Source organism: Pseudomonas viridiflava (assembly GCF_900602065.1).
GTDB lineage: Bacteria > Pseudomonadota > Gammaproteobacteria > Pseudomonadales > Pseudomonadaceae > Aquipseudomonas.
The window spans coordinates 265,401-292,334 of the sequence record NZ_UWFN01000095.1 but is presented as its reverse complement, the minus strand read 5'-3'; the positions used below and the strand labels follow the sequence as shown (position 1 = coordinate 292,334).

Annotated in this window: 19 protein-coding genes; 6 read left to right on the top strand and 13 right to left on the bottom strand. The window is 58.2% G+C overall.

All coding sequences use genetic code 11. The features are described from left to right. Positions 1 to 13 precede the first annotated feature (13 nt). From purH to EE949_RS03915, 11 genes are all read right to left on the bottom strand, one after another. Positions 14 to 1,621, bottom strand: a complete 1,608-nt coding sequence (purH, locus tag EE949_RS03965) for a bifunctional phosphoribosylaminoimidazolecarboxamide formyltransferase/IMP cyclohydrolase (protein ID WP_122663082.1) — start codon at positions 1,619 to 1,621, stop codon at positions 14 to 16. Between the two features lie 82 nt (positions 1,622 to 1,703). Next, on the bottom strand, positions 1,704 to 2,024 hold the full coding sequence (gene fis / locus EE949_RS03960) for a DNA-binding transcriptional regulator Fis (protein ID WP_030128251.1): 321 nt from the start codon (positions 2,022 to 2,024) through the stop codon (positions 1,704 to 1,706). After that, positions 2,021 to 3,034 (bottom strand): tRNA dihydrouridine synthase DusB, encoded by a 1,014-nt coding sequence (gene dusB / locus EE949_RS03955; RefSeq protein ID WP_122663081.1) that lies wholly within the window; start codon positions 3,032 to 3,034, stop codon positions 2,021 to 2,023. Before dusB ends, fis begins: the two co-directional genes overlap by 4 nt. Before the next feature lie 310 nt (positions 3,035 to 3,344). Beyond that, entirely contained in the window at positions 3,345 to 4,664 is a 1,320-nt protein-coding gene (locus tag EE949_RS03950) for a DUF3426 domain-containing protein (protein ID WP_122663080.1), read from the bottom strand. A 24-nt stretch (positions 4,665 to 4,688) separates the two neighbouring features. Continuing rightward, complete coding sequence (gene prmA / locus EE949_RS03945) at positions 4,689 to 5,567, bottom strand: 50S ribosomal protein L11 methyltransferase (protein WP_122663079.1); 879 nt, start codon at positions 5,565 to 5,567, stop codon at positions 4,689 to 4,691. A gap of 130 nt (positions 5,568 to 5,697) precedes the next feature. After that, complete coding sequence (gene accC / locus EE949_RS03940; RefSeq protein ID WP_122663077.1) at positions 5,698 to 7,041, bottom strand: acetyl-CoA carboxylase biotin carboxylase subunit; 1,344 nt, start codon at positions 7,039 to 7,041, stop codon at positions 5,698 to 5,700. Positions 7,042 to 7,058: 17 nt separating this feature from the next. Beyond that, entirely contained in the window at positions 7,059 to 7,514 is a 456-nt protein-coding gene (accB, locus tag EE949_RS03935) for an acetyl-CoA carboxylase biotin carboxyl carrier protein (protein WP_122663074.1), read from the bottom strand. An 81-nt stretch (positions 7,515 to 7,595) separates the two neighbouring features. Continuing rightward, positions 7,596 to 8,048, bottom strand: coding sequence for a type II 3-dehydroquinate dehydratase (gene aroQ / locus EE949_RS03930; protein WP_122663072.1), 453 nt, complete (start codon positions 8,046 to 8,048; stop codon positions 7,596 to 7,598). A 129-nt stretch (positions 8,049 to 8,177) separates the two neighbouring features. Further along, positions 8,178 to 9,971 (bottom strand): protein-disulfide reductase DsbD, encoded by a 1,794-nt coding sequence (locus EE949_RS03925; RefSeq protein WP_162874428.1) that lies wholly within the window; start codon positions 9,969 to 9,971, stop codon positions 8,178 to 8,180. Positions 9,972 to 10,220: 249 nt separating this feature from the next. Continuing rightward, positions 10,221 to 11,882: a diguanylate cyclase gene (locus EE949_RS03920; RefSeq protein ID WP_122663068.1), complete on the bottom strand. Its 1,662-nt coding sequence runs from the start codon at positions 11,880 to 11,882 to the stop codon at positions 10,221 to 10,223. 168 nt (positions 11,883 to 12,050) lie between these two features. Beyond that, positions 12,051 to 12,539, bottom strand: a complete 489-nt coding sequence (locus tag EE949_RS03915; protein ID WP_122663066.1) for a BRO-N domain-containing protein — start codon at positions 12,537 to 12,539, stop codon at positions 12,051 to 12,053. Positions 12,540 to 13,509: 970 nt separating this feature from the next. On the opposite strand from EE949_RS03915, the gene EE949_RS03905 reads away from it, so the two are divergent. From EE949_RS03905 to EE949_RS03885, 5 genes are all read left to right on the top strand, one after another. Then, positions 13,510 to 14,589, top strand: a complete 1,080-nt coding sequence (locus EE949_RS03905) for a DUF2333 family protein (RefSeq protein ID WP_122663063.1) — start codon at positions 13,510 to 13,512, stop codon at positions 14,587 to 14,589. 3 nt (positions 14,590 to 14,592) lie between these two features. Next, on the top strand, positions 14,593 to 15,159 hold the full coding sequence (locus EE949_RS03900) for an NUDIX hydrolase (protein ID WP_122663061.1): 567 nt from the start codon (positions 14,593 to 14,595) through the stop codon (positions 15,157 to 15,159). Between the two features lie 363 nt (positions 15,160 to 15,522). After that, positions 15,523 to 15,894: a translation initiation factor Sui1 gene (locus EE949_RS03895; protein WP_027901373.1), complete on the top strand. Its 372-nt coding sequence runs from the start codon at positions 15,523 to 15,525 to the stop codon at positions 15,892 to 15,894. A gap of 147 nt (positions 15,895 to 16,041) precedes the next feature. After that, complete coding sequence (gene speA, locus EE949_RS03890) at positions 16,042 to 17,955, top strand: arginine decarboxylase (protein ID WP_122663059.1); 1,914 nt, start codon at positions 16,042 to 16,044, stop codon at positions 17,953 to 17,955. A 368-nt stretch (positions 17,956 to 18,323) separates the two neighbouring features. After that, complete coding sequence (locus EE949_RS03885; RefSeq protein ID WP_122663057.1) at positions 18,324 to 19,736, top strand: type VI secretion system Vgr family protein; 1,413 nt, start codon at positions 18,324 to 18,326, stop codon at positions 19,734 to 19,736. Here EE949_RS03885 and EE949_RS03880 read toward each other — a convergent pair. Then, a complete protein-coding gene (locus EE949_RS03880; RefSeq protein ID WP_122663055.1) occupies positions 19,705 to 21,066 on the bottom strand; it encodes an MATE family efflux transporter in 1,362 nt (453 codons plus the stop codon). The genes EE949_RS03885 and EE949_RS03880 overlap by 32 nt on opposite strands. A gap of 329 nt (positions 21,067 to 21,395) precedes the next feature. Here EE949_RS03880 and EE949_RS03875 point away from each other — a divergent pair, with 329 nt between their 5' ends. Then, positions 21,396 to 26,336, top strand: a complete 4,941-nt coding sequence (locus tag EE949_RS03875) for an alpha-2-macroglobulin family protein (protein WP_122663053.1) — start codon at positions 21,396 to 21,398, stop codon at positions 26,334 to 26,336. 97 nt (positions 26,337 to 26,433) lie between these two features. On the opposite strand, the gene EE949_RS03870 is transcribed toward EE949_RS03875, so the two are convergent. Beyond that, entirely contained in the window at positions 26,434 to 26,727 is a 294-nt protein-coding gene (locus EE949_RS03870) for a hypothetical protein (protein WP_122663051.1), read from the bottom strand. Positions 26,728 to 26,934 lie beyond the last annotated feature (207 nt).

The following is a 26,934-nucleotide window of genomic DNA, read 5'->3' as shown; positions in this document are numbered from 1 at the left end:
TGCCGCTGACACTTTAGTGTCTGAAATGCCGCATCCCGGTGAATACCATCGCGATACCGGCTTCATCAGCTGCCGCAATCACTTCGTTGTCACGCATCGAGCCGCCTGGCTGGATCACCGCAGTGATGCCTACCTTGGCTGCGTTGTCGATGCCATCGCGGAACGGGAAGAATGCGTCAGAGGCCATGACTGCGCCCTGTACCTGCAAACCAGCGTGTTCAGCCTTGATCGCGGCGATACGAGCCGAGTTTACGCGGCTCATCTGGCCTGCACCGACACCAATGGTCTGACGGTTCTTGGCGTAGACGATAGCGTTGGATTTAACGTACTTGGCGACTTTCCAGGCGAAGATCAAGTCGTGGATTTCTTTTTCGCTTGGTGCGCGCTTGGTGACCACTTTGAGGTCATCAGCGGTGATCATGCCGATATCACGGCTCTGAACCAGCAAGCCGCCATTGACGCGCTTGTAGTCCCACGCTGCATCACGTTGAGCGGCCCATTGGCCAGTGCTCAGCAGGCGCACGTTGGCTTTGCTGGCAACAATCGCCTGTGCTTCGGCGCTGACGCTTGGGGCAATGATCACTTCAACGAACTGGCGCTCGACGATGGCCTTGGCTGTTTCAGCGTCCAGCTCACGGTTGAAGGCAATGATGCCGCCAAATGCAGATTCAGTATCGGTCGCGTAGGCCAGTTCGTAGGCTTGGCGGATGCCGCCTTCGTTGTCCAGTGCAACGGCAACGCCGCACGGGTTGGCGTGCTTGACGATAACGCAGGCTGGTTTTACGAAGCTCTTCACGCATTCCAGCGCAGCATCAGTGTCGGCCACATTGTTGAACGACAGTTCTTTACCCTGGAGCTGGGTCGCGGTGGCGATGCCGATTTCGGCAGGGTTGGCTTCAACGTAGAACGCGGCGCTCTGGTGCGGGTTCTCGCCGTAGCGCATTTCCTGAGCCTTGACGAACTGGCTGTTGAAGGTGCGCGGGAATTCGCTGCGGCCTTCGGTGCTCAGGGTTTCGGCGCTCTGGTCGATGCTGCCCAGATAGTTGGCGATCATGCCGTCGTAAGCTGCGGTGTGCTCGAACGCCTTGAGCATCAGGTCGAAACGCTGAGCGTAAGTCAGACCGCCAGCCTTGAGGCTTTCCAGTACCTGACCGTAATCGCTGGCGTTGACCACGATTGCGACATCTTTATGGTTTTTTGCTGCCGAACGGACCATGGTCGGGCCGCCGATATCGATGTTTTCAATAGCGGTCGGCAGGTCGCAACCCGGCTTGGCGACAGTGGCCTGGAACGGGTAAAGGTTGACCGCAACCAGATCGATCGGGTTGATGCCGTGCTCGCTCATGATTGCATCGTCGATGCCGCGACGGCCCAGGATGCCGCCGTGAATTTTCGGATGCAGGGTTTTAACCCGGCCGTCCATCATTTCCGCGAAGCCGGTGTAATCAGCGACTTCTACCGCTGCGACGCCATTGTCCTGCAACAGCTTGAAGGTACCGCCGGTGGACAGGATTTCAACGCCAAGGGCTTCCAGTTCACGGGCAAATTCAAGGATGCCGGTCTTGTCGGAAACACTGATCAAGGCGCGGCGAATCGGCAGGCGGGTAGTCTGGTCGGTCATTTCAATTTCCATCAAGGCAAAAGCAAATGGATTCAGCAAAAAAGGCGACCTCGATAAGGGTCGCCTTTTTTGTATGGAATGCTTAAAGCAGGTCGTACTGCTTGAGTTTCTTGCGCAGGGTGCCGCGATTCAGGCCCAGCAGCTCGGATGCTTTCGTCTGGTTACCCTTGACGTAGTTCATCACGCACTCGAGCAGCGGCGCCTCGACTTCCGACAACACCAGGTTGTACACGTCAGTGACGGCAGCACCTTCAAGGTGGGCGAAATAATTGTGCAGCGCCTTCTCAACATTGCCGCGCAGGGTCTGGCCCTCTTCGCTCGGCGTGTTGAGGTGCTGTTTCAAATTGACGTTGTCGCTCACGGGTGTCGTTCCACTCACTAAAGTCTCAGTCATCATCGTCATGCGGCCACCTCTTCTTCTTGCCCTGTTTCCGGGCTTTTGTAGCGTTCGCTGAAGAACTCGCGAACGTTGGCGCACTGTGCTTCCGTATCTTGCAAACGATTGAAGTGGGCGCGAAACTCCCTGGCGCCCGGCAAGGTTGCGAGATACCAGCCAACATGCTTGCGTGCTATTCGCACACCCAGCACATCGCCGTAGAAAATGTGAAGCGCTGCCAGATGCTCTAGCAGAATGCGTTCCACTTCACTCAACTGCATTGCCGGCAATATTTCGCCAGTACGAAGGTAGTGTTCTATTTCGCGAAAAATCCACGGACGCCCTTGGGCAGCCCGTCCAATCAACAACCCGTCAGCCCCGGTCGCTTGCAGCACATGCCGGGCTTTGTGGGGTGAATCAATATCGCCATTGGCGAACACAGGAATCGAAATCGCCTGTTTGATCGCGGCAATGGTGTCGTATTCGGCTTCACCGGTGTACAGATCGGCACGGGTCCGTCCATGAACGGCCAGCGCCTGAATTCCGGCCTGCTCGGCGATTTTCGCCACTGTCAGGCCATTCTTGTTATCCCGGTCCCAGCCTGTGCGGATCTTCAGGGTGACCGGTACATCGACTGCGGCCACTACAGCCTGCAGGATTTCACTCACCAACTGCTCGTCTTTCAATAACGCCGAGCCGGCCGCCTTGTTACAGACTTTCTTGGCCGGACATCCCATGTTGATGTCGATGATCTGCGCGCCCAGTTCCACATTGGCGCGTGCCGCATCAGCGAGCATCTGCGGGTCACCACCGGCGATCTGTACCGAGCGAGGCTCGGGATCACCTTCGTGGATCATGCGCAGACGCGATTTGCGGCTGTTCCACAGGCTCATGTCACTGGTGACCATTTCCGAAACCACCAGGCCTGCACCGAGTTGGCGGCAGAGCTGACGAAAGGGCTGGTCTGTGACGCCCGCCATAGGAGCGAGAATCAAGCCGTTCTGCAATGTATACGGACCGATGCGTACCGCCGACATAGGTGTGCCTGTTGTGGGGGCCGAATCATGGCAAACCGTGTGTAATACGTTATCTACACGGTCCGTTCGAGCCCGGCCTGACAAGTGCATAAGCGCCTTTCAGACCGAATCCAGAGTAAGAAAAAGGGTTGGCATGATACCCGCTCTCGATGACTGGATAAAGGCTGAATTGGATAAAATCTGAACAGTTGTTGCCGGACCGGTGGCGGTTTTACGGTTCACTGCGCTGCTGTGATGTGTTGCTGACGGCTCGGCCGCTGATTTGCTTCCGATCAACGGCAATTCATTTCGTCGTTCTGCGCTGCCGGGGTTATTCCGGCGATCGAAAGCTGAGGCTGTAATTCACGGCTTTTGCACCCGGGTCGAGAATGTCCAGCGCAATATGGATCGGTGTCTGCGGTGGCATCTCTTCTTTTCCGGCGATTTCGCCACTCAAGTATTCGGCAGGCTTGAATCGACGGCTGGCAATCAACTGACCGCTGGTGTCGGCAAAGCGCAGTTCCAGCAGCGGGAAAGGCTGGGAGAAGGGCGCGCGGTTGTAGATGATTGCATCGACCACCAGCGCGCCTTTGAACTCAGGATGGCTGCGCACGACCAGATTGCTGCTTTTGAGCTGGTTGATATCGACCTTGGACGGAACCTTGCAGTCGATCTGTGGGCAAATCATCTGGAACCACGGACGGTACTGATCCTGGCGTGCCAGCTCGTCGAAGTGATACCACACGTATTGCCCGGCCAGTCCGGCCAGGGCGATCAACGTGAGCAGGGTCCAGATCAGCTTGCGGCCCCAGCGCGACTTGGGCGGTTGCCAGTCCAGTTGCAACGGGTCATCCGTCAGGTCCAGTAAAGCCTGCTCGCGAACGCCCGGTTCGGCGCGTTCGCGGCGCGAACGGGGATCGTGCTGCGGCTCGTCCATTTCATCGCGGTCGTCATCCAGCGCCGAAAAACGTGATGGTTTTTCATTGCTCGACGTTTTGCGCGGAATCGGGGCGGCCACTTTGGGCTCGTCGTCATCCAGGTGATGGTCACTCAGCGAAAACGACGGCTCGGTTCTGCCGTCGCGCGAGTCGGACTCCTGCTCGGGCAAAATTTCGGGTTCGGGGATGACTTCGGCATGCAGCTCGGGCAATTGGCTGACGTCGTCATTGGGCAGGCTGTCGACCCAATCGTCCGGGTCTGCATGAGTGCCATCGCGGCGGGCAGACAGTGTCGAATCATCGTGACGGGGTGACTCCTGGCCAAACGTTTCGGGCAGCTGGATTTCACGCTGTTCGAGGCGGGCCAGCTCTTCATCCAGGTCCAGGCTGTCCAGATCCAGAGCGTTGGCTTTCCAGGACTCGGGAGCTTCGAAGCTTTCCACGACCGGTGTTTGCGCGGTGACTGGCTCGCTTTGCATTACCGGCAGCGTTTCAGCAGCTACCGGGACCGGCAGTGCGTCCGTAACCGCTGTTTGTGCTGGCTCGGCGGCGGCCTGCTGATTGCTGCGTTGTTCCAGCAGTTGCTTGGCAGCATTGAAAACCTGCAGGCACGCACCACACCGCACCACGCCGCGTGCCACGCTCAATTGTGCGTGGCTGACTCGGAAACTGGTCTGGCAGTGCGGGCACTGAGTGACAAAACTGTCGGTCATGCGGCTATCCGGTTAAAGCGGTGATTAACGGCGACGGCCCGTGATACGAACCCAACCATCACGGTTGGCAATCGGATCGAGCTCGAAGGTGTCGGCATAGGCAGCAGCAACTTCTTCGCCCTGTTCGGCAAGAATGCCGGAAAGCGCCAGTCGGCCGCCGGTCTTGACCAGCGTGGCCAGTTGCGGTGCCAGGGCGACCAGCGGGCCAGCAAGAATGTTGGCTACCAGTACGTCAGCCTGTTGCGGCGGCATGTCTTCAGGCAGATACAACTCGAAGCGCTCAGGCGCAATATTGTTGCGACCGGCGTTGTCTCGTGACGCTTCCAGTGCCTGCACGTCGATGTCGGTGCCCACCGCCTGTTTCGCGCCCAGCAGCAGTGCGGCAATGGCCAGAATGCCCGAGCCGCAACCGAAGTCCAGAAGGTCGCAACCGTTCAGGTCCTGACCATCGAGCCATTCCAGGCAGAGTGCGGTGGTCGGGTGCGTGCCTGTACCAAAAGCCAGACCTGGGTCGAGCAGCAGGTTGACGGCGTCAGGTTCCGGCGCGGCGTGCCAGCTTGGTACGATCCACAGCCGTTGACCGAAGCGCATTGGCTGGAAGTTATCCATCCAGCTGCGTTCCCAGTCCTGATCTTCGATGACCTCGCTCATGTGCTCCGGCAGCTCGGCGTCGGTCAGTAAACGCAGGTGCGCCAGAACGTGCTCGGCGTCGGTGTCGGCTTCAAACAATGCCAGCAGGTGCGTGTGCGACCACAGCGGTGTGGTATTGAGTTCCGGCTCGAAGATCGGCTGATCTTCAGCGTCCATGAACGTGACCGATACGGCGCCAACTTCGAGAAGGGCGTCTTCGTAGGTTTCTGCTTGTTCAGGACTGATGGCGAGACGGACTTGCAGCCAGGGCATGGCGGGTTACCTTCGAGTGGAAATTGGTCTGCAATTGCGTGCAGTGGGAAACGCGCAAGTTTACTGTGCTGCGCCATAAACAACAAAGGCCGCTTTGAAGGCGGCCTCTGTTGGTGTGGAGCAGACTGGCTTATTGATTGGCCAGCTTGTGTTCCAGGTAGTGAATGTTGACGCCGCCTTCGCAGAAGCCTTCATCACGGGTCAGATCACGGTGCAGCGGGATGTTGGTCTTGATGCCGTCAACCACGATTTCGTCCAGGGCGTTGCGCATGCGAGCCATGGCTTCATCGCGGGTCGCGCCCCAGGTGATCAGCTTGCCGATCAACGAGTCGTAGTTCGAAGGAACCTTGTAACCGCTGTAGAGGTGCGAGTCGACACGCACGCCGTTGCCGCCTGGCGCGTGGAAGTGTTTGACCAGACCTGGACTCGGGATAAAGGTTTTCGGATCTTCAGCATTGATCCGGCATTCCAGCGAGTGCCCGTGAATGACAACGTCATCCTGGGTAAACGACAGCTTGTTGCCGGCGGCGATGCTGAGCATCTCCTTGAGGATGTCGATACCGGTGACCATTTCCGAAACCGGGTGCTCTACCTGAACGCGAGTGTTCATCTCGATGAAGTAGAAACGGCCGTTCTCGTACAGGAACTCGAACGTACCGGCGCCACGATAGCCGATGTCTACGCACGCCTTCACGCAGGCTGCGAACACATCTTTACGGGCTTGTTCGTCGATGAACGGTGCCGGAGCTTCTTCCAGAACCTTCTGGTGACGGCGCTGCAGCGAGCAGTCACGGTCGCCCAGGTGGATGGCGTTGCCCTGGCCGTCGGAAATGACCTGGACTTCCACGTGACGTGGGTTAGTCAGGTACTTTTCCAGATAGACCATCGGGTTGCTGAACCAGGCAGCCGCTTCAGCACGGGTCTGCTTGGCCGCTTCAATCAGGTCTTCTTCCTTGTGCACAACGCGCATGCCGCGACCACCACCGCCGCCAGCGGCTTTGATGATCACCGGGTAGCCAACTTCACGGCCAATACGCAGCGCCGTTTCTTCGTCTTCCGGCAGTGGGCCGTCAGAACCAGGAACGGTCGGTACGTTGGCGCGCTTCATGGCGTCCTTGGCGGAAACCTTGTCGCCCATCAGGCGGATGGTTTCAGCTTTCGGGCCGATGAAGGCGAAGCCGGATTTCTCTACCTGCTCGGCAAAGTCGGCGTTTTCCGCGAGGAAGCCGTAGCCTGGGTGAATCGCTGTAGCGCCAGTCAGTTCTGCAGCAGAAATGATGGCTGGAATGTTCAGGTACGACAGGTTGGCCGGTGCCGGACCGATGCAGACAGTTTCGTCCGCCAGGCCCAGGTGCATCAGCTCACGGTCTGCCGTGGAATGGACCGCGACGGTCTTGATGCCCAGTTCTTTACAGGCACGCAAGATGCGCAAGGCGATTTCGCCGCGGTTGGCGATCAGGACTTTTTCCAACATCGCAGGCTCTCCCCGGTTCAAACGATGGTGAACAGCGGCTGGTCATACTCAACCGGCTGACCGTTTTCTACCAGGATCGATTCGATCACACCGCTGACTTCAGCTTCGATGTGGTTCATCATTTTCATCGCTTCAACGATGCAGATGGTGTCGCCTTTCTTGACGGTCTTGCCGACTTCAACGAACGCTGGCGAGCCAGGTGCTGGAGTGCGGTAGAACGTACCTACCATTGGCGATTTAACGACAGTACCGTTCAGCTTCGGTGCCGAAGGGGCTTCAGCGGCGGCAGCAACCGGAGCAGCTACAGGTGCTGCAACGGGTGCGGCTACCGGAGCAGGCGCGTAGTACGGTTGTGCTGGAGTCTTGCTGTGACGGCTGATCCGTACGGATTCTTCGCCTTCACGAATTTCCAGTTCGTCGATGCCAGACTCTTCCAGCAGTTCGATCAGTTTCTTTACTTTACGGATATCCATTAATCATCAACTCCCAAGGGTCGGTCAGGGGTAAAAGTTGTTAGTGGTTCGGGTCATGCAGCGCAGCCTGTGGCTGTGCGGTCATGACTTCGAACTGACGGCCAATTGTTCCAGGGCGGCCTCCAGGGCCATTCGGTATCCGCTGGCGCCAAGGCCGCAGATCACACCTACAGCAACATCTGAAAAGTAGGAGTGATGGCGGAAAGCTTCACGTTTGTGCACGTTCGAGAGGTGCACTTCGATGAATGGGATGCTCACTCCCAGCAACGCGTCACGTATTGCAACACTGGTGTGTGTAAAAGCAGCCGGATTGATCACGATAAAATCCACGCCTTCATCGCGTGCAGCGTGGATCCGGTCAATCAATTCGTACTCGGCATTGCTTTGCAGGTACATCAGATGGTGGCCGGCTTCGCGAGCCCTTGTTTCCAGATCCTGATTGATCTGAGCCAGGGTAACTGCGCCGTAGATACCCGGTTCGCGGGTGCCCAGCAGGTTCAGGTTGGGGCCATGCAGTACCAGAAGAGTCGCCATCGGATGTTCCTTGTTATGGTTGCGAGCATCAAAGCCCGGCGACTATGCCGCAAACATCCTTGTACTGTCCAGTTAACTGCAATAGCTGGCACGATTACCGAAGTTCGCGAAAAGTTTGTGACTCATTGGCTAGATTTGGTCATTTGCTCTAATCAACCGCTCTATCAGGCTTTTCGCGTCGATTTCGCCGACGACACGAACATCGCTGCGCTCGTCGCCATTTTTGCCGAAAATCAGCAGTGCAGGCGGGCCAAACAACTTATAGCGATCCAGCAGGGCACGTTGTTCGGCGTTGCTGTCGGTCATGTCGAAACGTATCAGGCGGTAGCCTTCAAGCTGGCTGATCACGCCGGGGTCAGGCAGAACTTCATGTTCGATCACCTTGCAACTGATGCACCAGTCGGCGTACCAATCCAGCATCAACGGCTGGCCTGCATTTTTTGCTTCGCCAAGCACCCGGTCCAGCTCGGCACCGCTGGTGATGGTCTGCCACTCGGTTTTATTTACCTGCGCGACTCCACTGTTGTCGAGTGCCGCTTGTGATCGGCCAAGGGGGCGAGTCGGATCGGTCTGGCCACTCCAGGCGCCGAACCAGCAGGTCAGAGCATAGACCAGTAAAAACAGACCCAGCAGTTGCGCCAGCCGTTGGCGGGTATTTTTTGGACCAAACTCCAGCGCACCGAGGAACAAGGCGACACCCGCAGCTAGCAGACCGGTCAGCAGTAAAGTGATCTGACCCGGCAGTACGCGGCTGAGCAAGGCGATAGCCAAACCCAGCAGCAACACGCCGATAGCGTTTTTAACCGTGACCAACCATGGGCCGCTTTTCGGTAGCCAGGTTGCGCCGCCAGTGGCGACCAACAGCAGTGGTGCGCCCATACCCAGGCCCAGCGCGAAAAGCTTCAACGCGCCGCCCAGCGCATCGCCGCTGGCACTTATATAAAGCAGCGCACCGGCCAGCGGTGCAGACACGCAGGGTGAAACCAGCAGGCTGGAAACCACGCCCAGCACCGCCGCGCCCCACAACGAGCCGCCTTCGGTCTTGCCAGCAATGCGGTCCAGTCGGTTACTGAGGGCTTGGGGCAGACGTAATTCGAAAGCGCCGAACATTGCGATCGCAAAGATGACAAAGAACAGCGAAAACGGCACCAGCACCCAGGCGGATTGCAGACGTGCCTGTAAGTTAAGGCCCGCGCCGAACATGCCCATCAGCGCACCCAGCGCCGCAAAGCTGATCGCCATCGGTAGCACGTAGGCGAGTGAAAGGCTCAAGCCGCGTAACCCGCCGACCTGGCCGCGCAACACCACGCCGGAAAGAATCGGCAACATGGGCAGTACGCAAGGGGTGAAGGTCAGGCCGATACCGGCGAGGAAGAACAGCGCCAGCTCTTTCCAGCTCCAGCCGGGACTGGTCGCAGTGGTGGGGGATGAAAGTGCAGCCGTGGCAGCCGCCGCGGGCTCACCAATCGTCAGCCGCTCGGTTTCGGGCGGATAACACAAGCCTTTGTCTGCGCAGCCCTGATAGGTCACGACCAGTGTGAACGGTCGGTTGTCGCCCGGTTTACGCGGTAAGTCGATGTCGAGGATGCCGTGGTAGACCTCTACATCGCCAAAGTACTCGTCATGCTTCTTCTCGCCATCCGGCAATTGCGCAGCGCCCAGGCCAATGTCGGCGGGTTCGGTGCGGAACTGAAAACGGTGGCGATAAAGGTAATAGCCTTCGGTGGCGACGAAACGCAGCTTGATCGATTCGGGAGTGGTGTCGATCAGATTCAGTTGAAAAGCCTGACGAACGGGCAGGAAATCCTTGCTGTTATCCAGCGCCGCGCCACCGAGTGTGGCATTGGGTCGGCTGTCCAGCAGGCCCGCGCCGGTTGCAGGCAGGGCGAGGATCAACAGCAGCAGGCATAACAAGCGGCGCATGGCAGTCTCGAGTCGCAAAAGTTTGCGCATGATAGCGGAGTGTTTCGCAGCGTGCAGGAATGGGGTTTGTAAGTGGGGGTTTCCGAGCGATTAGCAATCACCGCACAATTGACTGGATGGATGCGATTTTCTGTAGGAGCGAATTCATTCGCGAAGGGGCCGGCACGTCCGCAGAAAATTTGTCGTCAGAAATACCGTCCTCCCGAATGAATTCGGTCCTGCCAGCCTTGCGCTCGCCCGGTAAATAACTCAGGCCTTGTCAGCCCTGCTGGCCAACAACAGCGAGCTCTGCTTCGCATCATGTTCAAGAAACACATGATTGCGCCCTGCATGTTTGGCGCGATACAGCGCTTCGTCGGCGCGGGAGGCCAGTAGCAGGCTGTCGTCTTTATCACTCATTTCCACCACCCCGGCACTAAAGGTGCAGAACAGGTCCGCCGGTTGTGCGGGATAGTGGATCTCGGCGAAGCGGCGGCGGATTTCATCCAGCACCAAGTGGGCACTATGGATATCGGTATCAGGCATCACGATGGCGAATTCTTCTCCGCCATAACGCCCGATGTAGTCGGTTTTGCGTAGCCGTTGCTTGAGGAACAGCGCGAGGCTCTTGATCACCCGGTCGCCCATGGGATGGCCGTGGCTGTCATTGACCTTCTTGAAATGGTCAATGTCGAGCATCGCGAAGCACAGACGCTGATTTTCCCGGCGCGCGCGGAAGCTGCAGTCTTCCAGCAATTGCAGGATATGCGTGTGGTTATACAGGCCGGTCAGGCTGTCACGAACCATACGCGCCTTGAGGTTGCGAGCTCGTGCAGCACGGTTGCGTACAGTGGTAATCAGATGGCGCGGCTTGATCGGCTTGGTCAGGAAGTCATCGCCACCTTCGCTCATCGCATCCAGCTGCTTGTCCAGATCGTCTTCGGCAGACAGGTAAATGATCGGCACACTGACATAACGGTCGTTGTGGCGGATGACCTTGGCCAGCTCGGTACCGGTGCAGCCCGGCATGTACATATCAAGGATGATCAGGTCCGGCTGGAAGTCAGCGAGTTCGGCCATGGCCTGGATCGGATCCAGCAACGTACGAGTCACGATCCCGGCGCTGTTCAGCAATCGCTCGGTGTGTAAGGCCTGCGCGCGCGAGTCATCAATAATCAGCACCTTATAAGGCTCGTATTGCGCCACGCAGGTGAGGATTTCTATTTTTTCCAGCAGGCTCGACGCTTCCAGCGTGCCGGTCAAAAACTCTTCGCCCCCGGCGCGCACTGCAGCGAGTCGGGTAGGGGTATCGGTTTCATGATGACTGAAGAACAGCAGCGGCAATTTCTGCTCAAGGCCTTGCTGAACCCCTGCCGCCAACTTCAGGCCTTCGCCCGGGCCGCAGAAGTCCACATCGATCACGATAGCTGCCGGGTGACGATGAGCCATGGCGGCCTGGAAATGAGCCAGCCCATTGACGGCCTGAGCGAACAGGCCGAAAAACTCAAGCTGCTTGGTCAGACGCTCGGCGCGATCAAAATCCTGCAGAGCGATATAAATAGGCTTGCGCAGAGGCGGCAGGGCGGTTTGTTCGAATCGGTCACCATGACGTAGCCCGGTACGCGACAAACGCTGCATCAAACCGTTGAGTTCAGTGATCAAGGCGCTGCTTAGACGACCGCGATTAGCCTCGACCCCTTCCAGCGACGTATTGATGGCTTGCGCCAGCTCGATATGCTCGGTCTGTTCAAAACGCTCGGCGAAGCGCAGCAAACGCTGGTTGGCGTCCTGAAATTCCGCCATATCCGCCGCAGACCATTCGCCTTGCTGCAGTCGCTGCCAAGCCTCAAGAATCTGACGTGCCTGATGAATGACGCGCTGAGCGAAATGATGTTTGAGACGATCGCGACTTGGATCTGCTGGCTCGGTCATATCGGGCTACGTGTGTGTTCTCTGGTGGATCACTGCTGGCGCTATGCTACCACCTACTCTCCAACGCAAACGTGCCCTAAGTCAAATAATTGGCAACTATTCGATGACTGGATGGTTCTGCCTCTCAGATCGCCCCAAACAGAGCGCCAAGTCGAGTTCAGCGTCCAGCTATGCCTCCCATTTCTCTTTTTTTGCGGGCAACCCCTCTCGCCCTGGCAACAAGCTCGGCATGTCCCGCAGCCGGATCCACGGTTCATTCTGCCAATGAATCACGCTCAACTCGCCGCCCTGCCACTCCAGTCGGGCGGGGGTTGGGCTGTTGTGGTGTGAATGAATGGGCGCGGCGAGCAGGGCGGGCATGACTTCGTGGGTGATCCACTGGCGCAACTGGTTGTTGGCAGGGTGATGGTGGTGGACCAGCAAGGCATATGCCGCAGACTCGCTGACCATGAGCATTTCCTGCGCTTCGCCGTAGTACTGCAGATTCAAGGTGCAGCGTTGGTCGGGGTCGAGCTTGCGGACCAGACGGTTTTCAAGGAACAGGCCCATCAAGCGGCCCAGATCGCGTGCGCAGAACCACGCTTGTTGCTCCATGATCAGAGCGTGCAGGTGCTGCTTCTGGCGGGTAAAGCGCAGGGGTTCGAAAGGCGTGTCCATGCTGTCTGTCCTTGTTTTAACTGAAGGCGTCGGGAGCTAAGAACACCAACAACCAGTGCCGGCATATTCCCCCGAAGGGTCTTTTATTAGCCGACTCCCGACATAACAGACGTGCAGATGCATAAAACGTCTGCGCTAAGTGACCTTAGCGCAGGCGCAAAATAACCGCTGTCTATCGTGGCGGGTGTACGGTTGTCAGAGTTCTTAGGCTCAGGGCGGGAATGATCAAAGAGCAGCCGTTTTGGGTCAATGGCCAATGCTGTAGGACGTTTCTGGTTTTGTTGTGGTTGTTTAATAGGCAACAACACCAACCCCTGTAGGAGCTGCCGAAGGCTGCGATGGCGGTGTTTCAGGAAGATTGCTTTCGCAGCCTTCGGCAGCTCCTACAGATTCTGTGTTTGCCGGGCGACTGCGGTGTGTCAGACACAATGCCATCGCTGCCTCGCGTTGCTCGTGAGCTCCTACAGGTGGGTGTTAACGTTTGGCGATTCAGATGAACCCCTCCAAAGCGATGGGATTTTATGTCCTGTATTGCTGCCAATAATTCCTCACCTATATTCCGTTTGGCATCGCGTTCTATCAGTTCTTTCTCAGTTAGGGGCATGACGTGCCTTAATCTTGCTTTCTGCTGTGGTGTTAGCTAATGACAGAATGGTCAGAGCGCAGCTGTTCTGGGTCAATCATCAATGTTGTAGGGCGCTTCTGCTTTTGTTGTGGTCGTTTCGAGTGCGGCAAACACCAACCCCTGTAGGAGCTGCCGAAGGCTGCGATGGCGGTGTTTCAGGAAGATTGCTTTCGCAGCCTTCGGCAGCTCCTACAGATTCTGTATTTGCCGGGAGACTGTGGTGCGTCAGACCTGAACTCTTGAGACATCCTCAACAAAACCTCCCACCTCGACATACCTGCAAAAGGCACCTTGCTGTAAGGTTGCGGTCAGAGCACTGAACCCCGTGATTGAAAGGACATAGCCATGCTGGATTGGAAGAACCGCGCAGGCAGCGCAAAAGAGCGCGTCGATGAACCGGCTTCGGTCAAGCGCCGTGGTTATCTGGGCGGGCTGTTTTACAGCCGTGCGCTGGGTGCCGTGGTCGCGATTTACCTGGTGGTCACATTGCTGATCGGCTGGTACTGGAGCAGTGAACCGGCGTTGTTCCCCGTCCAGCAAAATGCTCAGGCTGCGGCCGAGCGTGAAGGCAAGCAGATGGTGATTGGTTACACCACTGTTGAAACCCTGAAAACCGTCGTAGGCACGCTGCTCGACAAGCGCGGTGGTTATCTGTCCAACGACCGCATGCCGCCAGGCTTGTGGCTGGACAATATTCCTAGCTGGGAATACGGCGTAATGTTCCAGGTGCGGGATTTGAGCCGTGCCTTGCGTAAGGATTTCTCTCGCTCGCAATCACAATCGGCTGAAGACGGTGACTTGGCCCGCGCTGAGCCGTTGTTCAACTTCAGCAACAACAGCTGGGTTCTCCCTTCCAGCGAGTCTCAGTATCGCGAAGGCATTGCGGCGCTGAATCGCTATGAAGCGCGTCTGTCTGACCCGAACTCAAAGACTGCGCTGTTCTATGCGCGTGCTGACAATCTCAGCAACTGGCTGGGCGACGTTAATACCCGTCTGGGTTCGCTGTCGCAGCGTCTTTCGGCCAGCGTTGGCCGTGTGAAACTCAACAGCACCCTGAAAACCGAAGCGGTGGTGGCGGTAAAGCCGGGCGAAGTGCCGCAGGTTGATGAGGAGATCGTTGAGACACCATGGCTGGAAATCGACAACGTGTTCTATGAAGCACGCGGTCAGGCTTGGGCGCTGTCGCACTTGCTGCGCGCCATCGAAGTCGACTTCGCCGACGTACTGGCCAAGAAAAACGCCACCGTCAGCGTGCGTCAGATCATTCGCGAGCTGGAAGCTTCGCAAGAACCGCTGTGGAGCCCGATGGTGCTCAACGGCAGCGCGTTCGGCGTTTTGGCTAACCACTCGTTGGTCATGGCCAACTATATTTCCCGCGCCAACGCCGCTGTGATCGACCTTCGTCAATTGCTGTCGCAGGGCTGATTGATGTCGTTCTCAACCACCGAGGCTGCGCACCGCGCCGCCTCGGACGCTGAACTGATCGCCTGGGTTGATGAGCTGGACCAGCCGCTCGGGGGCATGGTCCGCTCGCAACTACGCGAAGCCGGGCTGATCGGCCGTGGCACTTATATTCTGCTGTTCAATTCCGCGGGCGAGTTGTGCGTGCATCGCCGCACGCTGAGCAAAGCCATCTATCCCGGTTACTGGGATGTGGCAGCGGGCGGCATGGTGCAAGCAGACGAGAGCTACGCCGAATCGGCTGCGCGGGAGTTGGCCGAGGAATTGGGCGTCAGCGGTGTGCCTCTTGCCGAGCATGAGCATTTCTTCTTCGACCAACCGGGCAACCGGCTGTGGTGTGCGGTGTTCTCGGCGGTCTGGAACGGGCCTTTGACGCTGCAGCCTGAAGAGGTGCTGGAGGCGCGCTTCATTCCTGTGGATGAGGCCTTGCGCGAAACTGAACATATGCCTTATTGCCCGGACTCGGTGGCGGCGTTGAAGCGGTATCTGGGAGCTACGCGTGCTCACAGCCTGACCATTAACTCGGGCTCATGATGGACCTGTGTGGGACCGAATTCATTCGGGAAAGCGGTATTTCGGTCGATACATAGGCTGCGGATGTACTGGCGCCTTCGCGAATAAATTCGCTCCCACATGGAATCGCGCCAGCAGGCAAACATAGAATCTCCCACATGACGCAGTGATCACTTAGATGGCGAGCCATCCCCAACGTCGCAAATGTTGAGTAAATTGGCGCACATTGGCCCTTAGCAACGGGGCTGTTTGCCGTTACACTGCGCGACCTTTTCAAGCTGGCCGGATGTTCCGTCCAGTTGCGCTGCCCCTGCCTGAGTGGGGCTTCGCGGCCGACTATTATTGATGTCGACCAATCTTCAGTCCTCAACAAGAGGATTTGCGGTGGCTAAAAAAGCCTCATCCTTCGCCGCCCTGGGTGGCCTGGTATTTTCCACCGACGCGGGACGGCATTGTCCCGACTGTCGTCAGCCCGTTGATGCCTGCATCTGCAAACAGACGCTTATTCCCGAAGGGGATGGTATCGCCCGTGTGCGCCGCGAAAGCAAAGGCCGTGGCGGTAAAACGGTAACGACTATTACCGGCGTGCCCTTGCCTGAAGACGGCCTCAAGGATCTTGCCAAAACCCTCAAGCAACGATGCGGCACCGGCGGAGCGCTCAAGGACGGGGTGATCGAGATTCAGGGCGATCACGTCGAGTTGCTGCTGGCCGAGCTGATCAAGCAGGGCTTCAAGGCGAAAAAATCCGGCGGCTGATGGTACGGCGGACCGCATGCAAACTCTGGCTTGCATCGCGGGTCTATTCTCCATCAGTGCCTGGCACCAAACCGTCACTTGCACTCTTTACACTGCGCCCAGCCCGCTTACGGCTGGCGCTACCTGACTTTTTTATAGGGGACTTCGATGTCCGTACGACGCACACGTAAAGACGATGGCAGCCAATGGACCGTTGCGGACAGCCGCAGCGTCTATGGTATCCGCCATTGGGGCGCTGGTTATTTCGCGATCAATGAAGCAGGTCGTGTTGAAGTTCGTCCCAACGGGCCGGGCAGTTCGCCTATCGATCTTTACGAGCAAGTCGACGATTTGCGCAAGAGCGGGCTGAGCCTGCCGCTGCTGGTGCGCTTCCCCGACATTCTGCAAGACCGTGTGCGTCAGTTGACGGGTGCTTTCGACGCCAACATTGCGCGTCTGGAGTACCAGAGCCAGTACACCGCGTTGTACCCGATCAAGGTCAACCAGCAGGAAGCGGTGGTGGAGAACATTATCGCCACCCAGAACGTATCGATCGGTCTTGAGGCCGGTTCCAAGCCTGAGCTGATGGCCGTGCTGGCGCTGGCCCCGAAAGGCGGGACCATCGTGTGCAACGGGTACAAGGATCGCGAGTTCATCCGTCTGGCGCTGATGGGCCAGAAGCTGGGTCACAACGTGTTCATCGTGATCGAGAAAGAATCCGAAGTTGAGCTGGTCATCGAAGAAGCTGCCGAACTCAAGGTCGAGCCACAAGTAGGTTTGCGCGTGCGCCTGTCCTCTCTGGCGTCCAGCAAATGGGCGGACACGGGCGGCGAGAAATCCAAGTTTGGTCTGTCTGCGGCGCAATTGCTTTCGGTGGTCGAGCGCTTCCGCAAGGCAGGTCTGGATCAGGGCATTCGCCTGCTGCACTTTCACATGGGCTCGCAGATCGCCAACCTGGCGGATTATCAGCACGGCTTCAAGGAAGCGATTCGTTACTACGGCGAACTGCGCAATCTCGGTCTGCCAGTGGATCACATCGACGTGGGCGGCGGCCTGGGTGTCGATTACGACGGCACTCACTCGCGCAACGCCAGTTCCATCAACTACGACATGGACGATTACGCCGGTGTGGTAGTGGGCATGCTGAAAGAGTTCTGCGACGCGCAGGGCCTGCCGCACCCGCACATTTTTTCGGAAAGTGGCCGTTCGTTGACCGCGCACCACGCGATGCTGGTCGTGCAAGTCACCGACGTCGAAAAGCACAACGACGAAGTGCCGGTGATCGAGGACAAGGAAAGCCTGCCGGAAACGCTGCAATGGCTGGTTGACCTGCTCGGCCCGACCGATATCGAAATGGTCACCGAGACCTACTGGCGCGCTACTCACTACATGAGCGACATCGCGACCCAGTACGCCGATGGCAAAATCTCCCTGTCGCAAAAAGCTCTGGGTGAGCAGTGCTACTTCGCTGTTTGCCGTCGTTTGCATAACTCGTTGAAAGCGCGCCAACGCTCTCATCGTCAGGTGCTGGATGAACTCAATGACAAGCTCGCCGACAAGTACATCTGCAACTTCTCGGTCTTCCAGAGCCTGCCGGACACCTGGGCCATTGATCAGGTGCTGCCGATCATCCCATTGCATCGCTTGAACGAAGAGCCGCTGCGTCGTGCTGTTTTGCAGGATCTGACTTGCGACTCCGACGGCAAGATCAATCAATACGTGGACGAGCAAAGCATTGAAACCAGCCTGCCGGTGCACGGCCTGAATGAAGGTGAAGACTACTTGCTGGGTGTGTTCCTGGTCGGTGCTTATCAGGAAATTCTGGGCGACATGCACAACCTGTTCGGCGATACCGATTCGGTGAACATCTACCAGAATCCGGATGGCAGCGTTTACTCCGCGGGCATCGAAACCCACGACACCATCGAAGACATGCTGCGTTATGTGCACTTGTCGCCGGAAGAACTGATGACCCATTACCGGGACAAAGTTGCCAGCGCCAAAATCACCCCACGTGAACGCACCTACTTCCTGGACGCGCTGCGATTGGGGCTGACACGGTCTTCTTACCTGTCTTCTTGATGTATGACACCGCGCTGGACCGGTAGGAGCCAACTTGTTGGCGAAGCTTCATACCTGTGTACACAGGTATGACGTCTCGCCAACAAGTTCACGCTCATCAACAACATGCAAGATACTGGACTGAAATGCATTTTCTGTAGGAGCTGCCGAAGGCTGCGAAGCATTGATCCTGACACACCGCGATCGCAGCCTGCGGCAGCTCCTACAGGTCAGATGTGTGGTGCGGGGATTGCTTTCCAGCTTAGGTCTCCTTCTCTGCTCCGCTTTCCTAATCCTCTGTAGGCAACGTCCTATTCTTCGTTTCGCTCTCTACCCGAGGGTTCTTCTCGGCCAGAATCCACGGCCGCGTCCCTGTAGAGAACACCTCCATGCCCGGCCCAGCTGTCGCTCATCACTTTAATCTGGACATCCTCCCTCTGTTCCGAGGGTTGCAGGTGTTGTCGTTTACGGGAACGGAAGCCATCAGCGAGGCTTTTGTCTTTGAGCTGGAAGTACTGATCGACGAGCCGCATCTGGATCAGCAGGGGCTGATGTATCGCGTCGCCTTTTTAAGTTTTCAGGGTCAGAAAACAGGCATTCACGGGCAGATTCACAGTGTCGTGCGCAGCCACTACAAGCCTGGGCCGGCGTGTTACAGATTGTCTATCGGGCCACGACTGGCCTGCCTGGCCCAGCGTTACGCGCCTAGGGTGTTCCAACACATGAGCGCGCCGCAGATCATCGGGCAGGTGTTACTGGAGCATGGTATTCGGGAGGGCAGTTATCGCTTCGACCTCCGGGTCGAGTACCGCAAGCGTGATTTCTGTTCGCAATACCGTGAGTCCGATCTGCAACTGGTGCAGCGGTTGTGTGCGGAAGAGGGCATCCACTTCCATTTCCATCATTCCCGCAAAGACCATGAACTGGTGTTCGGCGATGGTTTGCGGGTTTTTCGCCGGACCTCTGCGGCCATTTTTCAGCAGGTGCCGATGCAGGCTGGCGTCACGCGCTTCGTCCTGACGCCGGGAGGCGATGATCCCTCCGACCATACCCGTCAGAAAGGAGAGGGCGAAAGCACCTTGTCGTTTGTCTCGTCCGGGCATTTATTGCCACTCAAAGGGCATCCGGAGGAAGGCTTGAATCATCTATGGCTGGTGACTCACGTCGTGCATCGTGGTTTCGATACCCGGCAGTTGCACAACCTCGTCGCGCCCGAGAAGAGTATGTACGTCAATCAGTTTCAGGTCGCACCCTGGGAGGCGGGCTTCAAACCTCCGCCGCGGGCCAGAGCCTTCGTCGCGACCATCCAGTGTGCCTATGTCGTTGGTATCGCTGATCAGCCCGTCAGCCCTGACGCTCAAGGGCGAATTAATGTGCAATTCGACTGGGGATATCCGGGGCAAGCCTCGGCGTGTGGCAATTGTTGGTTACCGGTGGTTTCGCACCTGAGTACAGTTCTGCGTGGCGGCATGCAGGTCGTTGTGAGTTTCACCGACGGGGACATGGACCAGCCGGTGATCAGCGCCTGTGTCTGGCAATCGACCGACGTCATCGCTGACCCGCCTCAGCCACGAACGCCGCCGCATCGGCTTGAGGTGAACCTGAACCCCTTGGCAGCTACAGGCGGCGAGTCATGGATTCAAGTCGAAGGCGGCTCTCGGATCAATTATCAGGAGGGCTGCGAGCTGTCCTTCACCGTTGGCGACAGCACCCTGAGCATCAACGCTGAGGGGTTGAAACTGAGCAGTCCGCAAATCCTGCTGGCGACGCCTACTGAGCCTGATGCTGAACCGGAGCGTTGAACCACGCACCGCTCTTGCTCAGCCGCCAAGTAACGAATCCCAGAGTCAAAGCCCGTAGCAGCATGAACAGCAAGAGCGTCAGCCATAGCCCGTGGTTGCCCAAGCCCTGCATTGCATAAGCGAAAGGCGCCACCAGGACCATATTCACCAGCATGGTGTTACGCATTTCACGGGCCCGGGTGGCACCGATGAACAGGCCGTCGAGCAAGTAGCTCCAGACCGCCAGTAAGGGCAATGCTGCCAGATAGGGCAAATAGATGAAGGCTGTTTCGCGCACTTCGACAATGTCGGTTTGCAGGCTGATAAACAAATGCCCTGCCACCAGGAACAGCAAGGCGAACGCGACACTCGCAATCAACGACCAACCACCGGCGACGGTCAATGAGCGGCGTAAGGCAATCCGGTTTTTCGCCCCGATGGCATGTCCGCAGAGAGCCTCGACTGCATGGGCCAGCCCGTCCAGGGCATGAGCGGTAAGCAGCAGGCCGTTGAGCAGCAATGCGTTGGCCGCCACTGTCGCGTCGCCGAGTCGCGCGCCTTGTACGGTGATCAGGAAAAACACCGATTGCAGCACCAGACTGCGGATGAAGATGTCGCGGTTCACCGCCAGCAGCGGCCTCCAGTTTTCCCAGCGCTTCAGGGCGGCCCAGAACATCTGGCCGGGCCAGGCCAGGAGAGTTTTGCGGGTCAATGCCAGGCCGAGCAGCGCACCGGTCCACTCGGCAATGACCGACGCGCGTGCCGAGCCGACGACGCCCCAGTCCAGGCCAAGCACGAACCACAGGTTCAGGGCGATGTTGACCAGATTGGTGGTGAGCAGAATCATCAGCGGCGCACGTGCGTTCTGCGTACCGAGAAACCAGCCGACCAAGGCATAACCGGCCAGTGCGGCGGGCAGTCCGAGGAGTCTGGTATGGAAAAACGCCTCAGTCAGCTGTTGCAGGTCACTGGAGGGTTGCATCAGGTTCAGCGCCATGTGGCTGAACGGCAAGCCGATCACGCCTAGCAATAGCGCCAGCCCCATCGCCAGTAACAAGCCTTGCAGCAGGATTTGACGCAGGGCGGAACCATCGTTGCGTCCGGCGGCCTGGGATGCAAAGCCCGTGGTGCCCATGCGCAGGAAACCCATGGTCCAGGCGAGGAAGGTGTAGAGGGTTGCGCCAACCGCCACGGCACCCAGTTGATGGGCGTGGGGCAGATGGCCAATCACCGCGCTGTCGACCAGCGCCACTAACGGAACGGAAATGTTCGACAGGATCATCGGCGCAGCCAACGCCCAGACGCGGCGGTGGGTTGCGCGGTCGCGCCAGTCGTTGAGCAGGTTGGACATGAAGGCTCCCGTGCAAGGCGGGTATTGTAGAGTGAACTGGACCGCAAAAGTTGGGCGCTTGGTCCTGATGTTGACGACACGGCGCTTACCGGTAGGAGCGAACTTGTTCGCGAGGCGTCAGGCCTGAATCACCTCGTGCAACCCTCTCGCGGGCAAGCACCACTCCCACATTGAAACCTGTGACCGCCCTACGATTAATGTCCACTTTTCCTACGCAGTCCTCTGAGAACAAAGTCTCAAAGCGGGTGTCTATTTTCGCGGCCTGACATGCTCGGTCATGTGCCTGCTATATAGTGACCTTCTCTCAACCTGCCGCCGATGAGTGCCCCATGTTTAACAAAGGATTGTTTCTGGCCTGCGCGCTTGCGCTGCTGAGTGCTTGTGATTCTTCCACCCCGGATAAACCCGCGCCCGCCACACAGCCTGTGGCCGTGGAGTCAAGCAAGCCCAAGCCTGCAGTGGACCTTCCTGCGTTGAGCAAGCGGTACGAAGGTCGCGACCTGACCATCGTGGACGTTGCGGAGATTCAGCTGGACGGTGCGAGCACCTTGTCGGTGAGTTTTTCCGTTCCTCTGGACCCTGAACAGAAATTCGCGGAAAAACTGCATCTGGTCGACAGCAAGAGCGGCAAAGTGGACGGCGCATGGGAGCTGTCCGATAACCTCATGGAACTCCGTCTGCGCCATCTGGAACCCAAGCGCAAACTGGTTCTCACGGTTGATGCCGGACTGATCGGCGTCAACAAGGCCACACTGGCGGCTGAATTCATCAGCCGTCTGGAAACCTCCGACCTGCAACCTACTGTGGGCTTCGCCAGCCGCGGCAGTTTGCTGCCGACGCGTCTGGCTGAAGGCTTGCCAGTGATCGCGCTGAACGTCGACAAGGTCAATGTCGAGTTCTTCCGGGTTAAACCCGACGCGTTGCCAGCTTTTCTCGGCAACTGGCGCGGTGCATCGAGCATTGAGTATTACGAGTCCAAAGAGTTGCTGGATAAGGCCGATCTGGTTTACGAAGGCCGCTTCGACCTGAACCCGGCGCGTAACACCCGGGAAACGCTGTTATTGCCGATCGCCGGGATCAAAGCGCTGCAAGGCCCGGGTGTCTACCTCGCCGTGATGCGTGCTTCCGGGACTTACAACTATTCCATCCCCGCCACGCTGTTTACCTTGAGCGACATCGGTTTGTCGGTGCACCGCTATGCCAATCGTCTGGATGCTTTTACCCAGGCGCTTGAGGGTGGCAAAGCCCTTAGCGGCGTAGAGCTGGAGCTTTACGACAGCAATGGCAAAGTAGTGGGGCAAGCGAAAACTGACTCGGCAGGTCATGCCGAGTTGCCGTTACCGGCCAAGGCGGCGGTGCTCCTGGCGCACAAAGATGAGCAGACCAGCATGCTGCGTCTGGACAGCTCGGCGCTTGATCTGGCCGAGTTCGACATCACCGGACCCCGGGCGCACCCGTTGCAGTTCTTCATTTTTGGTCCGCGGGATTTGTATCGTCCCGGTGAAACCGTGCTGCTCAATGGGTTGCTGCGCGATAACGATGGTAAGCCTGTGAAGCCGCAACCGATTACGATCGAAGTGCGTCGCCCCGACGAGCAAATCAGCCGTAAGTTTGTCTGGGAAGCAGACACGTCCGGCTTGTATCAATATCAACTGCAGTTGGCGGATGAGGCGCCCACCGGGCGCTGGCAACTGGTATTTGATCTGGGTGATGGCAAACCCCAGCTCTATGAGTTTCAGGTTGAGGACTTCCTGCCGGAACGGTTGGCGCTGGAAATCAAAGGCAGTGAAACACCCATCGCTACCACCGATAACGCGGTGTTCGATGTTACCGGTCGTTATTTGTACGGCGCCCCGGCATCCGGCAATAACCTGATCGGCCTGTTGTATGTCAGACCGTTGCGTGAAGCGGTGCCTGGTTTGCCTGGCTATCAGTTTGGCTCGATCACTGAGCAGGAGCTCAAGCAGGACCTGGAGATCGAAGCCAGCACGCTGGACGCACAGGGCAAGCTGAGTCTGGAGGTGGAGAGCAAATGGGCGAACGCCAGGTCGCCGGTGCAGTTGATCCTCCAGGCCAGCCTGCAAGAGTCGGGTGGCCGCCCGATCACCCGGCGTCTGGTGCAGCCGGTATGGCCTGCCGAGCAGATGCCGGGGTTGCGTCCGTTGTTCGGCAGCAGCACAGGCAGCAACGATGAATACGATGAAACCGACGGCATGCCCCAGACCGATGGCGACGGCCCGGTTGAGTTCGAAGTGCTGGTAGCTGACTACGCGGGTAACAAGCTGGCGGCCGATAACGTCAAAGTCCGACTGGTTCGCGAGCGTCGTGACTATTACTGGAATTACTCGGACAACGAGGGCTGGAGTTATCACTTCAACGAGAAATTCCTCAACCTCAGCGAAGAAACCATCAACATCAAGCAGGGCTCGACCGCCAAGGTCAGCTTTCCTGTGGAGTCGGGCCCGTATCGGGTTGAGGTCGAAGACCCTCAAACAGGGTTGATCAGCAGTCTGCGTTTCTGGGCGGGCTATCGCTGGCAGGACAACGCTGAAGGCGGCGCGGTGCGTCCCGATCAGGTCAAACTGGCGCTGGATAAACCCGGCTATAACGACGGCGACACTGCCAAGGTTACGGTCACGCCACCCGCCGCAGGCAAGGGTTACCTGCTGGTCGAGTCCAGTGACGGGCCGTTGTGGTGGCAGGAGATCGATGTGCCTGCCGAGGGCAAAACGTATGACGTGCCGCTGGATAAAAAATGGACACGTCACGATCTGTACGTGAGTGCGCTGGTGGTTCGTCCCGGTGAGCGCAAGGCTAACGTCACCCCCAAACGCGCGGTCGGCGTGCTGCATCTTCCGTTGGATCGTTCGCCCCGTAAGCTGGCGCTGACAGTGACTGCGCCGGAAAAAATGCGTCCCAAGCAGCCACTGAAACTCAAAGTCGCTGCAAAAAATGCCGATGGCAGCGTGCCCAAAGCGGTGCATGTGCTGGTGTCGGCGGTGGACGTGGGCATCCTCAATATCACTCGTTATGCCACGCCGGATCCGTTCGCCAGCCTGTTTGGCCGCAAAGAGTACGGTGCGGATCAACTGGATGTGTATGGCCAGTTGATCGAAGCCGGTCGCAACCGTCTGGCAAGTATGGCCTTCGGTGGTGACGCCCTGGCCAAGGGCGGCAAACGCCCCGACACGTCGGTGACGATTGTGGCCCTGCAAAGCGCACCGGTGACGCTGAACGACCAGGGTGAAGGGGAAGTCAGCGTCGATATTCCGGACTTCAACGGCGAGCTGCGCATCATGGCTCAGGCCTGGAGCGATGAGCGCTATGGCATGGCTGAGGCGAAGACCGTGGTCGCTGCGCCGATCATTGCCGAGCTGTCGGCGCCGCGTTTCCTCGCGGGCGGTGACCAGACCACGGTGGCGCTGGACCTGTCGAACCTCTCAGGTCAACCGCAGAAACTGACGGTGCAAGCCACTGCTGAAGGTCAGTTGAGTCTCGCCAATAGCGAACTCAATCAGAGCGTGCAACTGGCCCAGGGCCAACGTACAACGCTGCGTATTCCGGTGCGGGCCGAGGGCGGATTGGGGCAGGGCAAGTTGAAAGTCGTGGTGAATGGATTGGTGCTACCGGACGAAAACCTGCCGCCGTTCTCCCGCGAGTGGACCATCGGTGTGCGCCCGGTTTACCCGGCGATGCTCAAGCATTACCGCACAACGCTTAACGAGGAGCCGTGGAGCCTGCCAGAGGGCGCGCTCGATGCGTTCGAACCTGCCGGTCGCGAAGCCATGCTGTCGGTGTCGAGCCGACCGCCGCTGAATCTGGGTGAGCAGATTCGTGCCCTGGAAGCCTACCCCTATGGATGCCTGGAGCAGACGGCCAGCGGTCTTTATCCGTCGCTGTACGCGGATGCTGCAACGCTCAAGCGTTTGGGCATCAAGGGCGAAACCGATGCGGTACGCAAGCGAAAGGTCGAGTTGGGCATTGAGCGGCTGTTGGGTATGCAGCGTCATAACGGCAGCTTTGGGCTGTGGAACGCTGATGGCGAGGAAGAGTATTGGCTGACAGCCTACGTCACTGACTTCTTGCTGCGTGCACGCGATCAGGGCTTTGCGGTCCCGCCTGATGCGTTGAAAAAAGCCAGTGAACGTCTGCTGCGTTATTTGCAGGAGCGTAACCAGATCGAAGTCAGCTACAGCCAAAACGCCGAGCACACGCGTTTTGCCGTGCAGGCTTACGCCGGTTTGGTGTTGGCCCGTAGCCAACAGGCACCACTTGGCGCGTTGCGCAGCCTGTTTGATCGTCGCACCGAAGCTCGTTCCGGTTTGCCGCTGGTGCAGCTGTCGGTAGCGCTGGAGAAAATGGGCGACAAACCTCGCGCCGACCAAGCCATGTTGGCGGGCCTGGCAGCGGGGCGCAAAGGCAATGAGTGGCTGGCTGACTACGGCAGCCCGCTGCGTGATCAGGCGTTGATCCTGTCGCTGCTGGAGGAAAATAATCTGGCGGCTGACAAGCGCGATCAACGCCTGTTTGCCCTCGCCGATGAAGTGGCTGCGAGCCGCTATCTGTCCACGCAGGAGCGCAACGCGTTGTTCCTTGCGGGCCGCGATCTGCTGGGCAAGCCGGAAGGTAAATGGGCGGCGACGCTCAGCGCCGGAGGCCAGAGCCGCGAGTTGAGTAACGAACAGCCGGGCCTCAAGCTCGATGGTCCGCTGCTGGCTGCTCCCCTGTCGGTGCAAAACCGTGGCGGCGATACGTTGTATCAACAACTGACGCTGTCGGGGTATCCGACCCGCGCACCGGTGGCAGGCGGGGAGAACCTGAGTATTCGTCGTGAATACCTGGGGCTCGACGGCGAGGCAGCCAACCTTGATTCGCTGAAAAGCGGCCAGCTGTTGCTGGTGCACATTGAGGTCAAAGCTCAACAGCGAGTGCCGGATGCGCTGGTTGTAGATTTGCTCCCGGCTGGTCTGGAGCTGGAAAACCAGAACCTGGCGCAAAGCGCAGCCAGCCTGGAAGACGCCAGCGAGTCAGTGAAAGAGTGGCGTCAGTCGATGGAGAACGCGGGCATCAAACATCAGGAGTATCGAGGTGATCGCTACGTGGCAGCGCTGGATCTGAACGGCTATAACACGGTGCACTTGTTGTATCTGGCTCGTGCCGTCACACCGGGTATCTATCGTGTACCGCCACCGCAGGTGGAGTCGATGTATCGGCCGAACTGGCAGGCTCTGGGCGAAGCGGCTGCGCAGATGGTGGTGAATGGTAAGTAACGACGCAAATCCCTGTAGGAGCTGCCGAAGGCTGCGAAAGCGACTTATCTGACACACCGCTATCGCAGCCTTCGGCAGCTCCACAAGGGGCGGCGCATCAATGAATAATCCAGCTCAGCAGCCACAAGCCCAGCACCAGCCAGATGATGCCCATGATGATCGAGGCGCGCATGAAGGCGCGAATGGCCGAGTACAGGAACATCAAACCGACGATCAGCGCGAGAATGCTGATTAACGAGGTGTCCATGCCCAGAGTGCGGGACAGACCGTCGACAAAATTCCCACCCGCGTTGGCGAAGATATTGAACAACCACTCCAGTCCATCGACGATAAAACGAATTACTGCGCCGAGCGCCTGGCCCAGCCATTCGAAAAAGCTTTCTACCTGCATATGTGTGTCCTGATGAGGGCCATGATTAAAGGCGACTGTTCGCTTTGGCTATCTATTGGTGCGGCGAGTTCCCCGAAGTGTAAAGGCGTTTTGCCTTGAAACCGGGAATATTGTCACGCTTCTTCAAGCGCCGGAGACCTGCGCAACCTTTGGGATCCACGGAACCTGTGGGAGCGGTGCTTGCCCGCGATAAGGACGCCGCGGATA